2 protein-coding genes (1 of these 2 only partly in view) are annotated in these 15,838 nt (G+C 74.2%); both read left to right on the top strand.

Annotation, left to right across the window (positions count from 1 at the left end):
- Window positions 1–8,630 carry the 3' portion of an amino acid adenylation domain-containing protein gene (locus ACLIN4_RS28430; protein ID WP_411576371.1) on the top strand. It extends 2,278 nt beyond the left edge of the window, so only the last 8,630 of its 10,908 coding nucleotides appear in the window; its start codon lies off the left edge, out of view; the stop codon is at window positions 8,628–8,630.
- The gene (locus ACLIN4_RS28425; RefSeq protein ID WP_411576370.1) at window positions 8,630–15,838 is read left to right on the top strand and encodes an amino acid adenylation domain-containing protein; all 7,209 of its coding nucleotides are present in this window, start codon (window positions 8,630–8,632) and stop codon (window positions 15,836–15,838) included. Before ACLIN4_RS28430 ends, ACLIN4_RS28425 begins: the two co-directional genes overlap by 1 nt.

Below are 15,838 nucleotides of genomic sequence, written 5' to 3'. Positions count from 1 at the left end.
CCAACACCCAGGTCTACGTACTCGACGCCGCCCTGCGCCCCGTACCCCCCGGCATCACAGGAGAGCTCTACCTCGCCGGAGAACAACTCGCCCGCGGCTACCACGCCCGCCCCGCCCTGACTTCCGAACGGTTCGTGGCCAACCCCTTCGGCGACCCCGGCACCCGGCTCTACCGCACCGGCGACCTCGCCCACTGGAACCACCACGGCCACCTCACCTACGACGGCCGCACCGACCACCAGATCAAACTCCGCGGCCACCGCATCGAACTCGGCGAAATCGACACCACCCTCAACAACCAACCCGGCATCACCCAGGCCACCGTCCAACTCCGCGAAGACACCCCCGGCGACCAACGACTCGTCGCCTACGTCGTCACCACCGACGAATACGACGAGAACACCCTCCGGGACGCAGTCGCCCACGCCCTCCCCGACTACATGCGCCCCACCGCCTACGTCACCCTCGACGCCCTCCCCCTCACCCCCAACGGCAAACTCGACCGCAAAGCCCTCCCCACACCCACCTACACCCCCACAACCACCGGACGAACCCCCCGCACCCCCCGCGAAGAAATCCTCTGCGGCCTGTACGCCGAGATCCTCGGCGTGGGTGACGTGACGATCGACGACAACTTCTTCGACCTCGGCGGGCACTCCCTCCTCGCCACCCGCCTCGTCAGCCGCACCCGCAGCACCCTCGGTGTCGAGCTGCCGATCCGGCAGCTGTTCGAGACGCCGACCGTGGCGGGACTCGCCGACGCCCTCGACACCTCCGGCACCGTCCGCACCGCACTCACCGCGAAGCCCCGCCCCGAGCGCATCCCGCTCTCCTACGCCCAGCAGCGCCTCTGGTTCCTCCACCAGCTCGAAGGCCCGTCGGCGACCTACAACATCCCCACCACCCTCCGCCTCACCGGCACCCTCGACCACGACGCCCTGCGCGCGGCGACCGGGGATCTGATCGCCCGGCACGAGAGCCTGCGCACGGTCTTCACCGAGGACGAGCAAGGCGCGTACCAGATCGTTCTGCCCGCGGAGGTCGCCGCGACGCCCTTCACGGTCGTCGACGTGACCGAGGAGGAGGTCGCGGACCGGGTGGCGGAGGCCGCGTCGTACCCCTTCGACCTGACGGCAGACCTGCCCGTGCGGATGTGGCTCTTCCGGGTGTCGGAGCAGGAGCACGTCCTGTTGCTGCTGGTCCACCACATCGCCAGCGACGCCTGGTCCCGCACCCCACTCGCCCAGGACCTCACCGCCGCCTACACCGCCCGCCGCGCCGGCGACGCACCCGCTTGGCAGGCGCTCCCCGTCCAGTACGCCGACTACGCGCTCTGGCAGCAGGAGGTCCTCGGCGACGAGACCGACGCGGACAGCCTGGCGGGGCGGCAGCTCGACTACTGGAAGCGGCAGCTGGCCGGCCTGCCGGAGCAGCTGGACCTGCCCACCGACCGGCCCCGCCCCGCCACCGCCGACCACACCGGCGACCGGGTCACCTTCACCGTCCCCGCCGAGCTGCACACCCGCCTGACCGACCTGGCGCGGTCGACCAACACCACCACGTTCATGGTGCTCCAGGCAGCGCTGGCCACCCTGCTCACCCGGCACGGCGCCGGCGAGGACATCCCCATCGGCACCCCCATCGCAGGACGCACCGACGACGCCACCGACCACCTCATCGGCTTCTTCGTCAACACCCTCGTCCTGCGCACCGACACCAGCGGCAACCCCACCTTCCGCGACCTCCTCACCCGCGTACGCGACACCGACCTCACCGCCTACGCCCACCAGGACCTCCCCTTCGAACGCCTCGTCGAAGCCCTCAACCCCACCCGCTCCCTCGCCCACCACCCCCTCTTCCAGACGATGCTCACCCTGCACAACACGCAGGGGGCGAAGACGGAACGGTTCGCCGATCTCGCGGCCGAGGTGGTGGCGTCGGAGTCGGTCTCGGCGCGCTTCGACCTGTCGTTCGCACTGGCCGAGCACTTCGGTGACGGCAACGTCTGCGAGGGCATGAGCGGCGGTGTCACGTACAGCACGGCGCTCTTCGACCGGGACACCGTACGGGACCTGGCCGATCGCCTGGTGCGGCTGCTGGCGGCGGCGGTCGCCCACCCGGGACGGCCCGTCGGTCAGTTGGAGATCATGGACGCGGCCGAGCGGCGGCTGGTCCTGGAGGAGTGGAACGACACCGCCGCCGAGCCGCCCGCCGATTCGGTGGTCGGGCTGTTCGAGCGGCAGGCGCGGCGGTCGCCGGACGCGACGGCCGTGGAGTTCGGTGACACGCGGCTGTCGTACGGGCAGCTGAACGCACGGGCCAACCGGCTGGCCCGGCACCTCGTCGCGCGGGGCGCGGCTCCGGGCCGCTTCGTCGCCGTGGCGCTGCCGCGGTCGGCCGAGCTGGTCGTCACGCTGCTGGCGGTGCTGAAGTCCGGGGCGGCGTATCTGCCGGTCGACCCGCACTACCCGGCCGACCGCGTCGCGTACATGTTGGACGACGCGGGGCCCTCCCTCACGCTGACCGAGATGGTCGCGGAGGCGGAGCTGGCGGGGTACGCGGGCGGTGACCTCGGCGCCGGCGAGCTGCGGGGCCCGGTCCTCGGCGCGCACCCGGCGTACGCGATCTACACCTCGGGCTCCACGGGACGGCCCAAGGGCGTGGTGGTGCCGCGCGCGGCGCTCGGGAACTTCCTCGCGGACATGGGCCGTCGGTTCGCTCCCACCGACGGCGACCGGCTGCTCGCCGTCACCACGGTGGGCTTCGACATCGCGGGTCTGGAGATCTTCCTGCCGCTGCTGCACGGGGCGGTGCTGGTGCTCGCGGACGAGGAGACCGCGAAGGACCCGCACGCGCTGCTGCGTACCGTGACCGCGTCGGGAATCACCATGGTCCAGGCGACGCCGAGCCTGTGGCAGGGCGTCGCGGCCGTGGCCGCGGACGAGCTGGCCGGAGTGCGCGTCCTGGTGGGTGGGGAGGCGCTGCCGCCCGAGCTGGCGCGCACGCTGACGGAGCGGGCCCGTTCCGTGACGAACCTCTACGGTCCGACCGAGGTGACGATCTGGGCCACCGCCGCCGACGTCGCCGAGTCCGGGCCGGTCATCGGCGTGCCGCTCGCCAACACGTCGGCGTACGTGCTGGACGCGGCGCTGCGGCCGGTCCCGGTGGGCGTGCCCGGTGAGTTGTACCTGGCCGGGGAGCAGTTGGCGCAGGGCTACCACCGGCGTCCCTCGCTGACGTCGGAGCGGTTCACCGCCGACCCGTACGGACCGGCCGGGGCGCGGATGTACCGGACCGGGGACCTGGTGTGCCGGCGCAGGGACGGAGCGCTGCGGTATCTGAGCCGGGTGGACCAGCAGGTCAAGCTGCGCGGCTTCCGCATCGAACTCGGGGAGATCGAGGCGGAGCTGGTCCGGCACCCGTCGGTCGCCGAGACGGCGGTGACGATACGCGAGGACCGCCCGGGTGACCGGCGGCTGGTCGCGTACGTCGTCCCGGCGGGTCCGGCGCCGGACGTGCGGGAGCTGCGGGAGCGGCTGCGGGGACGGCTGCCGGAGTTCATGGTGCCGACGGCGTTCGTGACGCTCGACGCGCTGCCGTTGACGCCGAACGGGAAACTGGACCGCAAGGCGCTGCCCGCGCCGGAGTACGACGGTGAGCCGGCGGGCCAGGGGCCGCGCGGCCCGCGCGAGGAGATCCTCTGCGCGCTCTTCGCCGATGTGCTGGGTGTCGCCCGGGTCGGCATCGACGACGGCTTCTTCGATCTGGGCGGGCACTCGCTGCTCGCCAGCCGGCTGGTGAGCCGGATCAGGACGGCGCTGGGCGTCGAGCTGTCCGTGCGGCAGTTCTTCGAGACGCCGACCATCGCGGGGCTCTCCGGGGTGCTGGACGGGGCGGCGGCCGCGCGGACACCGCTGGTGGCCCGGGAGCGCCCGCAGCGGGTGCCGCTGTCGCCGGCGCAGCAACGGCTGTGGTTCCTGCACCAGTTCGAGGGGCCCTCGGCGACGTACAACGTGCCCACGGCGCTGCGGCTGTCCGGTCCGGTGGACCGGGCGGCGCTGGGGCGGGCGATCGGTGACGTGCTGGAGCGGCACGAGAGCCTGCGGACCGTGTTCGCGGTGGACGACGACGGGTCGTGGCAGACCGTGCTGCCCGCCGACCCGTCCGCCCACCGCCTGGAGGTCGTCGACGTCACCGCCGAGGAGGTCGAGGAGCGGGTGGCGGACGCGGCCCGGCACGTCTTCGACCTGACCGCCGACATCCCGTTCCTGGCGCGGCTGTTCCGGGTCTCGGAGACGGACCACGTCCTGCTGCTGCTCGTCCACCACATCGCCGGCGACGGCTGGTCCATGGCGCCGCTGGCCCGGGACCTGACGGCCGCGTACGCGGCGCGCCGCGCGGGTGACGCGCCGGGCTGGGAGCCGCTGCCGGTGCAGTACGCGGACTACGCGCTGTGGCAGCGCGACGTCCTGGGCGACGAGTCCGACCCCGAGAGCGTGGCGGCGCGGCAGTTGGCGTACTGGAAGGAGGCGCTGGCCGGGCTGCCCGAGCAGTTGGAGCTGCCCACCGACCGGCCCCGGCCGGCGACCGCCGGATACACCGGTGACCGCATCGCGTTCACGGTGCCGCCGGCGCTGCACGCGCGGCTGACGGAGCTGGCGCGCGCCACGCACTCCAGCTTGTTCATGGTGACGCAGGCGGCCTTCGCGGCGCTGCTGACGCGTCTCGGGGCGGGTGAGGACATCCCGATCGGCACGGCGGTCGCCGGACGCAACGACGCGGCCACCGAGGATCTCGTCGGGTTCTTCGTGAACACGCTGGTGCTGCGCACGGACACCGGCGGCAATCCCACCTTCCGGGAACTGCTCGGCCGCGTCCGGGAGGGCGACCTGGCGGCGTACGCGCACCAGGAGGTGCCGTTCGAGCGGCTGGTGGAGGCGGTCAACCCGGCGCGCAGTCTGGCCCATCACCCGCTGTACCAGGTGATGATCACGTTCAACAACACGGCGGACCGGAACGCTCCGCGGGCCGCGTCCGGTGACGGTGACGCGCTGGTGAACGCCACCCGGATGACGGCCGGGACCGGGGTGGCGAAGTTCGACCTGTCGCTGACCTTCGGCGAGCGGCACGACGCGTCGGGCGGCCCCGCGGGCATGCGGGGATCGCTGGAGTACCGCACGGAGCTGTTCGACCGGGAGACCGCGGAGTCGCTGATCTCGCGGCTGCTCGGAGTGCTGGGCTCGGTCACGGCCGACCCGGACCTGCCGATCGGCGGGATCGGCCTGCTGGACCCGGCCGAGCGGCGGCAGTTGCTCCAGGAGTGGAACGACACGGCGCGTCCGCAGCGTGAGGGGACCCTGCCGGAGCTGTTCGAGGAGCAGGTGGCGAGGACCCCGAGGGACCCGGCGTTCTCGGCGGACGGGACGACGCTGACGTACGCCGAGCTGAACTCCCGCGCCAACCGGCTCGCCCACCTCCTCGCGGAGTCCGGGGCGGGCCCGGAGCAGGTGGTGGCGATCTCGTTGCCGCCGTCGGTGGAGATGGGCGTGGCGGTGCTCGCGGTGCTGAAGACGGGCGCGGCGTACCTGCCGGTCGATCCGGGCAGCCCTCGCGAGCGGATCGCGACGATGACCGAGGACGCGGCTCCGGTGTGCGCGCTGACCACGTCGGCGGTCCCGGACGGGGTGTTCCCGGACGAGCTGCCCCGGCTGCTCCTCGACGACCCGGACGTGACGGCGCGGCTCGCCGCGCAGCCCGCGCACGACCTGACGGACGAGGACCGGACGCAGCCGCTGTCGCCGTGGAACGCGGCGTACATCATCTACACGTCGGGCTCGACGGGCCGGCCGAAGGGGGTGCTCGTCGAGCACCAGCCGGTGCTCAACTACCTGGCGGTGTCGGCGGAGCTGTACCCGGGCGTGGCGGGCCACGCCCTGCTGCACTCGCCGCTCTCCTTCGACCTGACCGTGACCGGCCTGTTCGCGCCGCTGCTGAACGGCGGCTGTGTGCACCTCGCGGACCTGGAGGAGCTGCACGAGCGGGCGCTGGACGGCGAGGTGCCCGCGGACCTGCCGCAGGTGACGTTCCTGAAGGCGACGCCCAGTCACCTGCCGCTGATCACCGGGCTGCCCGGGGTGTGCGTGCCGGACGGGGAGCTGGTCCTCGGTGGCGAGTCGCTGACCGGCCGCGCGGTGCGGGCGCTGCTCGCCGCGCACCCGGGGGCCCGGGTCCTCAACGAGTACGGCCCGACCGAGACGATCGTCGGCTGCACCACGTGGCGGGTCGAGACGCCGGACGACCTCGCGGACGGCGTGCTGACCATCGGCCGCCCGTTCCCGAACACCCGGATGCTGGTCCTCGACCCCTACCTGCAGCCCGTGCCGGCCGGGGTGCCGGGCGAGCTGTACGTGTCCGGGGTGCAGCTGGCGCGCGGCTATCTGAACCGTCCCGGGCAGAGCGCGTCCCGGTTCGTCGCCGACCCCTTCGGGGAGCCGGGCGAGCGGATGTACCGCACCGGCGACATCGTGCGCTGGAACCGGCACGGCGACCTGGAGTTCATCAGCCGCGTCGACGACCAGGTGAAGATCCGCGGCTTCCGGGTGGAGCTGGGCGAGGTCGAGTCGGCCCTGTCGCGGCACCCCGCGGTGCCGGAGGCGGTGGCGGTCGTACGCGAGGACCGGCCGGGCGACCGGCGGCTGGTCGCCTACCTGGTGGCCGACGCCGGACCCGTGCCCTCGGACGGGGAGCTGCGGGAGTGGCTGCGCGAGTCGCTGCCCGACTACATGGTGCCGTCGGCGTTCGTCCGGCTGGCCGAGCTGCCGCTGACGGCGAACGGCAAACTGGACCGGGGGCGGCTGCCCGCGCCGGACTACGTCGCCGCCGGCACCGGCCGGGCGCCGACGACGGCGCGCGAGGAACTGCTGTGCGAGCTGTTCGCGGAGGCGCTGGGCCTGGAGTCCGTCGGCGTCGACGACGGATTCTTCGACCTCGGCGGCGACAGCATCCTCTCCATCCAGCTCGTCAGCCGGGCCCGCGCGAAGGGCCTCACGCTCTCCGTGCGGGACGTCTTCGAGCACCAGAGCGTCGCCCACATCGCCGAGGCGCTGGACGGGGCGGAGGAGGCGGAGCCGGACGCCGGGCGGCGCGAGGAGGTGCCGGCGAGCGGGCCGGTGCCGGCCACGCCGATCATGGGCTGGTTCGCGGGACTGGGCGGCCCCATCGCCCCGTTCAACCAGTCGGTGGTGGTGTCCGTGCCGGCGGACCTCGACGAGGAACGGCTGGTGACCGCCCTCGGGGCCGTCGTCGACCGGCACGACTCGCTGCGGTTGCGGGTCGCCGGGGACTGGACGATGACCGTCCCCGAGCCCGGCACGGTGGACGCCGCGGACCTCGTCACGCACCTGCGGGCGCCGGACGTCGACGACGACGCGCTGCGTGCTCTGGTGGCCGAGGCGGCCGTCGCCGAACGCGACCGGCTGGACCCGGCCGACGGCCGGATGCTGCGCGCCTGCCGGATCGACCGCGGTCCCGGCCGGCCGGGGCTGCTGGTCCTGGTCGCCCATCACCTGGCCGTGGACGCCGTCAGCTGGCGGCTGCTCGTGCCGGACCTGGCCGCCGCCTACGAGGGCAGCCCGCTCAGCCCGGCCGGCACCCACTGGCGTGAGTGGGCCGGTGCGCTGCGCGACCTCGCCGGCACGGCCGTCACCGAGGCGGAGACGGACCACTGGCTGGACGCGATCCGCCCGGCCGCCGAGCCGACGGACCCGGCACTGGACCCGGCGCGCGACACCCACGGCCGCTCCGGTCAGGTCGTCCTCGACCTGGACGCGGAGACCACCGACGCGCTCCTCACCTGGGTCCCCGGGGTGTTCCGCGCCGAGATCAACGACCTGCTGCTGACCGCGTTCGGCCTGGCCGTCGCCGACTGGCGGCGCGCCCGGGGCGGCGGCGCGGGCGCGCCGGTCACGGTGGACCTGGAGAGTCACGGCCGCCACGAGCACCTGGTGCCGGGCGCCGACCTCACCCGCACCACCGGCTGGTTCACGTCGATGCACCCGGTACCGCTGCGCCCGGAGGTCGACGAGTGGGACTGGCCGGAGGTGTGGGACGGCGGTGCCGCCGCGGGCCGGGCCCTGAAGCGCGTCAAGGAGCAACTGCGCGCCGTACCGCGCGACGGCGTCGGTTACGGCCTGCTCCGTCACCTCAACCCGCGCACCCGGGACCGGTTCGCCGCGCTGCCGGTGCCTGCGTTCGGCTTCAACTACCTGGGCCGGTACACCGGCGGGCGGGACGCCGACCCCGGCGCCGGGCCTCAGGCGTGGAGCGTGCTCGGGCGGGGCGTGGCGGGCCAGCATCCGGACACGCCGCTCGCGCACCCCGTCGAACTGGTCGCGGGCGCCCACGACACCGACGAGGGGCCCAGGCTGCACAGCGTCTGGACGTACGCGGACGCCGTGCTCAGCGAGGGCGAGGTGCGGCGCCTGGCAGAGGGCTGGTTCCGGGCCCTGAAGGCGCTGGTCGAGCACGCGGGCCGGCCCGAGGCGAGCGGTCTGACCCCCTCGGACGTCTCCCTCACCTCGCTCAGCGAGGACGACATCACCCGACTCGAGAGCGAATGGGGCTCCCTCTGATGGCCAAGTCCGGCTTGGAAGACATCCTGCCGCTGTCCCCGCTCCAGGAGGGGATGCTGTTCCACAACCTCTTCGACGACGAGGAACTGGACGCCTACAACGTCCAGGTCTTCATCGAGCTGGAGGGGAACACCGACCCGGAGCGGCTGCGCCGGGCCGGGCAGGCGCTGCTGGAGCGGCACGCCAACCTGCGTGCCGCGTTCCGGCACGAGGGCCTCAAGCGCCCGGTGCAGCTCATCCCCCGCCGGGCCGACCTGCCGTGGGGCGAGGAGGACCTGGCGGCCGTGCCCGAGGAGGAGCGCGAGGCCGCGGCGGAGCGGATCGCCGAGCGGGACCGCTGGACGCGCTTCGACCTGTCCCGGCCGCCGCTGATCCGCTTCACCCTGGTCCGGCTCGCCCCGGGACGCCACCGCCTGCTGATGACGCTCCATCACATCCTGCTGGACGGCTGGTCGATGCCGATCCTGCTGCGCGAGCTGATGACGCTGTACACGGTGCACGGCGACGCCACCGCACTGCCCCGGGTGCGCCCCTACCGCGACTACCTGGGCTGGCTCGGCGGCCGGGACCGGGACGCGGCCCGGCAGGCGTGGACGGACGCCTTCACCGGGTTCGACACCCCGAGCATCGTGGCGCCGGACCGGGGAGCGCTCACCGCGGCACCCGAGCGGATCGACTTCTCCGAGGACGAGGCGGCGAGCGCCGCCCTGACCCGCTTCGCCCGGTCGCACGGGCTGACGGTGAACACGGTGATCCAGGGTGCCTGGGGTCTGGTGCTGTCGCATCTGACGGGCCGGGACGACGTGGTGTTCGGCGTGACGGTCAGCGGCCGCCCGCCGGAGCTGCCCGGTGTCGACACCATGGTCGGTCTCTTCATGAACACCCTGCCGCTGCGGGTGCGGCTGCGGCCCGCCGAGTCGCTGGCGGAGTTCCTGCGCCGGACGCAGAGCGAGCAGGCGCGGCTGATCGACCACCAGTGGGTGGGGCTCGCGGAGATCCAGCGCTGGGCGGGCTCGGGCGAACTGTTCGACACGGCCATGGTGTTCGAGAACTACCCGCTGAACTCCAGCCGCGGCCGGCCGCCGGGCGCCGCCGCCGACGCCGGTCTCCCCACGGTGCTCAAGGTCCACTCGAAGGACCAGATGCACTATCCGCTGGGCCTGCTGGCCCTGCCCCGGGAGACCCTGCGGTTCTCGCTGGGCTATCTGCCGCAGGTCTTCGACGCGCGGCGGGTCCGGGCGGTGGTCGCCGCGTTCCGCCGGGCGCTGCGCACGATCCTGGACAGCCCGCAGACCCGGGTCGGCGCGGTCACGCTCCTCGACCCGGAGGTGCGCGGCACCGTCCTGGAGAAGTGGAGCGGCTCGGACGACGTACGGCCCGCCGAGCGGTTCACCGACCTGTTCGAGGAGCAGGTGGCGCGCACCCCCGCCAAGACGGCGCTGATCGCCCCCGACGGCCGGCTGACCTACGCCGAACTGGACGCGGCGGCCAACCGGCTGGCCCGCCGCCTGGTCGAGCTGGGCGTCGGCCCGGAGCGGCCCGTGGCCGTCGCGGTGCCGCGCCGCACCGAACTGGTGGTCGGCATGCTGGCCGTGCTCAAGGCGGGCGGCGCCTACGTGCCGATCGACCCGGAGTACCCGCCGGACCGCGTCCGCTACATGATCGAGGACTCCGATCCGGCGCTCGTCCTCACCACCTCCGACGTGGACGCCCGCATCCGTGAGGAGAGCGGCGGACCGCTGACGTTCGTCATGGACGACCCCGGCACCGGCAGGTCGCTGGCCAGGCACTCCGGGAGCGGCCTCACCGACGCCGACCGCTCGGGCCCGCTGCTGCCGGGGCATCCGGCGTACATCATCTACACGTCCGGCACGACGGGCCGCCCCAAGGGCGTCGTCGTCGAGCACCGGGCGCTGTCGGCGTTCGTCCGGCACTGCCGTTCCTCGCAGGCGCCGGACATCTCGGGGCTGTCCGTGATGCAGGCGTCGGCCTCCTTCGACCAGAGCGTCGGTTCCCTGCACGCCCCGCTGATCAGCGGCGGCTGCGTCCGGCTGACGGACCTGCGCACCCTCGCCGAGACGGCCGTGAGCGAACCCGGTTTCCGCCGGGCCACGTTCATGAAGGGCACCCCGTCCCACCTGGCCCTGCTCACCACCATGCCCGAGGACGTCTCACCGTCGGGGACGATCACGCTGGGCGGCGAGGAGCTGCGCGGCGAGGTCCTGGCACCCTGGCGCGCGACCGTGCCGGACGTGACGGTGGTGAACGTCTACGGGCCCACCGAGGCCACCGGCCACTGCCTGGAGCACTGGATCGACCCGGGCCGCCCGGTGCCGCCGGGCCCGGTGCCGATCGGCACCCCGCACGAGGGGGTGCGGGTGTACGTCCTCGACGCGGCGTTGCGGCCGGTCGCGCCGGGCCTCGACGGTGAGGTGTACCTGGCGGGCGTGCAGTTGGCGCGCGGCTACCTGGGCCGGGGCGGCCTGACCGCCGAGCGGTTCCCGGCCGACCCGTTCGGCGCGCCGGGCAGCCGCATGTACCGCACGGGTGACCTCGCGCACTGGACCGAGGCGGGCGAGCTGGTCTTCGCCGGTCGCGTGGACCGGCAGGTCAAGCTGCGCGGCTACCGCATCGAGCTGGGCGAGCTGGAGGCCGCCGTCATGGCCGGTCCCGGCGTGCGCCAGGCCGCGGTCGTCCTGCGCGAGGACCAGCCGGGCGACCAGCGCCTCGTCGCGTACGTCGTGCCGGACGGCGACCGCTGGGACGAGGCCGCCGTCAACGCGGGGCTGGCCCGCTCGCTGCCCGACTTCATGATGCCGTCGGCGCTCGTCACGCTGGACGCCCTGCCCCTGAGTCCGAACGGCAAGCTGGACCGTGCGGCGCTGCCCGCACCCACGTACACCGGCCGGAGCGCGGGCCGGGCCCCGCGCACCCCGCGCGAGGAGATCCTCTGCGACCTGTACGCGGAGGTCCTGTCGCTACCGAGCGTCGGCGTCGACGACGACTTCTTCGACCTCGGCGGGCACTCCCTGCTCGCCACCCGCCTGGTCAGCCGGATCCGCACCACGCTGGGCGCCGAGCTGTCCATCCGGCAGTTCTTCGAGGCGCCGACACCGGCCGCGCTCGCCGGGACGCTCGACCACGCCGGCCGGGCGCGCACCGCGCTGACGGCGCGTCCCCGTCCCGAGCGCCTCCCGCTCTCGTACGCCCAGCAGCGTCTGTGGTTCCTGCACCTGCTGGAGGGGCCGAGCCCGACCTACAACATCCCGACCGCGCTCAGGCTCTCCGGCCCGCTGCGCCCCGAGGCGCTGCGCGAGGCGCTGCTGGACGTGATCGGGCGGCACGAGAGCCTGCGGACGACGTTCGCCGAGGACGAGCGCGGGGCCCGGCAGGTGGTGCACCGCCCCGAGGAGGTCCGGCTGGTCTTCGAGACGGCCGAGTCCACCGAGGCCGAGTACGAGGCCGACCTCGCGCGCGCGGCCCGGCACTCGTTCGACCTGGGTGCGGAGATCCCCGTACGGGCGCGGCTGCTGCGGCTGTCGGAGCAGGAGCACGTCCTTCTGCTGCTGATCCACCACATCGCCGGCGACGCCTGGTCCCGCACCCCGCTCGCCCAGGACCTCACCGCCGCCTACACCGCCCGCTGCGCCGGGAAGGCGCCCTCCTGGCAACCGCTGCCGGTCCAGTACGCCGACTACGCGCTCTGGCAGCGCGACGTACTCGGCGACGACGGCGACGCCGACAGCCTCGCCGGACGGCAACTCGCCCACTGGAAGGAGCAGCTGGCCGGCCTGCCGGAGCAGCTGGACCTGCCCACCGACCGGCCGAGGCCGGCCACCGCCGACCACACCGGCGACCGGGTCACCTTCACCGTCCCCGCCGAGCTGCACACCCGCCTGACCGACCTGGCGCGGGCCACGGACACGACCCTCTACATGGTGCTCCAGGCGGCGCTGGCCACCCTGCTCACCCGGCACGGCGCCGGCGAGGACATCCCCATCGGCACCCCCATCGCCGGACGCACCGACGACGCCACCGACCACCTCATCGGCTTCTTCGTCAACACCCTCGTCCTGCGCACCGACACCAGCGGCAACCCCACCTTCCGCGACCTCCTCACCCGCGTACGCGACACCGACCTCACCGCCTACGCCCACCAGGACCTCCCCTTCGAACGCCTCGTCGAAGCCCTCAACCCCACCCGCTCCCTCGCCCACCACCCCCTCTTCCAGGTGGTACTGGCGCTGCGCAGCACCGCTCCGCGGCGGGCGGACGGCGAGGGCGCGCCGGCGCTGCCGGGCGGGCTGACCGTGAGCGGGGTCGGCGGCTCGGCGGCGACGGCGGCCAAGGTCGACCTCGGGTTCTCGGTGACGGAGCGCCGGGCCGCGGACAACACCCCCGACGGCGTGTCGGGCGTCCTCGACTTCCGCACCGATCTGTTCGACCACGGCACCGCGCAGGCGCTGGTGGACCGCTTCGTGCGGGTGCTCGCCGACGCGGCCGCCCACCCGGACCGGCCGCTGAGCCGCATCGACGTCCTCGGTCCGCGCGAGCGGCACCGGGTCGTCGAGGAGTGGAACGCCACCGCGAAGGGCCTCGCCCCGGCCACCCTGCCGGACCTGTTCGAGCGGCACGTGCGGGAGCGCCCCGACGCCGAGGCGGTGGTCCTCGGCGACGAGTCCCTGACCTACGCCCGGCTGAACGCGCGCGCCAACCGGCTGGCGCGGCTGCTGGTGGAGCGGGGCGCGGGCCCCGAGCGGCTGGTCGCGCTGGCCCTGCCCCGCTCCGTCGAACTGCCCGTCGCCGTCCTCGCGGTGGCCAAGACCGGCGCCGCCTACCTGCCGCTGGACCCGGCCCACCCGGCGGAACGCATCGCCGGCACCCTGGACGACGCGGCGCCGGTCGCCCTCCTGACCACGGCCGAGGTCGCCGCGGGCCTGCCGGACACGGACGTGCCCCGGATCCTGCTCGACGAGGAACCCGCGGCGGGCCGGGACCCGGGGAACCTGGACGACGCCGACCGCCTGGCGCCGCTGCTGCCGTGCCACCCCGCGTACGTCATCTACACCTCCGGCACCACCGGCCGCCCCAAGGGCGTCACCGTGACGCACACCGGGCTGCCCGGCCTGCTGGACATCTTCACCTCGCAGCTGGGCGTCGTACCCGGCAGCCGCGTCCTGCACCACCTGTCGCCCGCCTTCGACGGCGGGTTCTGGGAGCTGGCGATGGGTCTGCTGACCGGCTCCACCCTGGTCGTCGCCGAACCCGGCACGGTCCCCGGGCCCGCCCTCGCGGAGCTGGCGGTGCGCCACCGGGTCACCCACGCGGCGATCACGCCCGCGGTGCTCCAGCTGATCCCCGAGGGGGCGCTGCCCGCCGCGATGACGCTGGTGGTCGCCGCCGAGACCTGCCCGCCCGAACTGGTCGAACGCTGGTCCGCCGGGCGCCTGATGCGCAATTCGTACGGGCCGACGGAGACCACGGTCTGCGCGACCATGAGCGCCCCGCTGGCGGGCGCGGTCGTCCCGCCGATCGGCTCCCCCGTCGCCGACACCGCCGGCTACGTCCTGGACGCCGCCCTCCAGCCGGTGCCGCCGGGCGTGCCCGGTGAGCTGTACGTGCGCGGCCCCGGCCTGGCCCGCGGCTACCTCGGCCGGCCGTCGCTGACCGCGAGCCGCTTCGTGGCGAGCCCGTACGGTCCGGCGGGCAGCGTGATGTACCGCACCGGCGACCTGGTCCGGCACACCGCGGACGGCGAGCTGGAGTACCTGGGCCGCACCGACAGCCAGGTCAAGCTGCGCGGCATGCGCGTCGAGCCCGCCGAGATCGAGGCGGTGACGGCCCGTGAGCCCGGCGTGGCGCAGGCGGCGGTGCTGGTCCGCGAGGACGCCCCGGGCGACCGCCGTCTCGTCGGCTACGTCGTGCCGGACGCGGGGGCCGCCGTGGACACCGCCGCGCTGCGGCAGCGGCTGCGCGCCTCGCTGCCCGAGTACATGGTGCCCGCCGCCCTCGTCGTCCTGGACGCGTTGCCGCTCACCTCGAACGGCAAGCTCGACCACCGCGCCCTGCCGGCGCCCGAGTACCGCACCGTCGAGGGCCGCTCCCCGCGCACTCCGCGCGAGGAGACCCTGTGCCGGCTCTTCGCCGAGGTCCTCGGCCTGGACCTGGTCGGTCTCGACGACGGCTTCTTCGACCTGGGCGGCCACTCGCTGCTCGCCGTCCGGCTCGTGGAGCGGGTCCGCGCCGAGCTGGGCGAGGAGCTGGGCGTGCGCGACCTGTTCGCCGCGCCGACCGTCGCCGACCTCGCGGTGCGGCTCGCGGCGCGCGGCGGCCGGGAGCCGATGGAGCGCCTGCTCCCGCTGCGCGCCGCCGGCACCGGACGCCCGGTGTTCTGCGTCCACCCCGGTTCCGGCATGAGCTGGTGCTACTCGGGCCTGGTACGTCACCTGCCGGCCGGCATCCCGGTCTACGGCGTCCAGGCCGCCGGCCTCGACGGCGACGGCCGGCTGCCCGCCACGCTGGAGGAGATGGCCGCCGAGTACGCGGACCTGATCCAGGAAGCGCAGCCCGAGGGGCCGTACCGGCTGCTCGGCTGGTCGCTCGGCGGCAACGTGGCCTTCGCCATGGCGGGCGAGCTGCGCGCCCGTGGACAGGAGGTGGAGCTGCTGGCCTTCCTGGACGCCTATCCGCGCCAGGCGGGCGCGGGCGCGGAGACCCCGCTGGCCGAGGTGTTCGCGCACAACCTGCGCGACGCCGGGTTCGCCGTCACCGAGGAGGAACTCACCGGCGGCCGCTTCCCCTCCGCCCGCTACCGGGCGTTCCTGAACGCCGCCGGCGACCCGATGGGCCGCCTCGACGAGGACGAACTGGCCGCCGTCCTCCAGGTCTTCATGAACAACGCCGGCCTGATGCGCGGCCACACCCCCGGCACCTACGACGGCGACGTGCTGGTGCTCGCGGCCGAGCGGGCGGACGCCGACAAGCTGGCCCGCCGCGGCGCCGAGTCCTGGCGCCCGCATGTGACGGGCCGGATCGAACGGGTCGGCGTCGACGCCGACCACCTCGGGCTCGTGCAGTCCGACGCCGCCCTCGCCGTCGTCGGCCGTGCCCTGGCCGAACGCCTGGACCGGGAGGCCGGTCCCGCGCATCCCGCATCCCCTCCGACCGAAGGAGTCACCGCCATGAGCCCCTCGTCCGAGGTCGCCTGA

Origin of the sequence: Streptomyces mutabilis (assembly GCF_046628145.1) — a bacterium.
GTDB lineage: Bacteria > Actinomycetota > Actinomycetes > Streptomycetales > Streptomycetaceae > Streptomyces > Streptomyces mutabilis.
The sequence above is the reverse complement of the archived record's forward strand: the minus strand, read 5'-3'. Positions and strand labels throughout refer to the sequence as shown.

Bases quoted from the DNA above. Each gene is read 5' to 3' on its own strand.
- ACLIN4_RS28425 (WP_411576370.1), top strand. From the start codon at position 8,630: ATGGCCAAGTCCGGCTTGGAAGACATCCTGCCGCTGTCCCCGCTCCAG.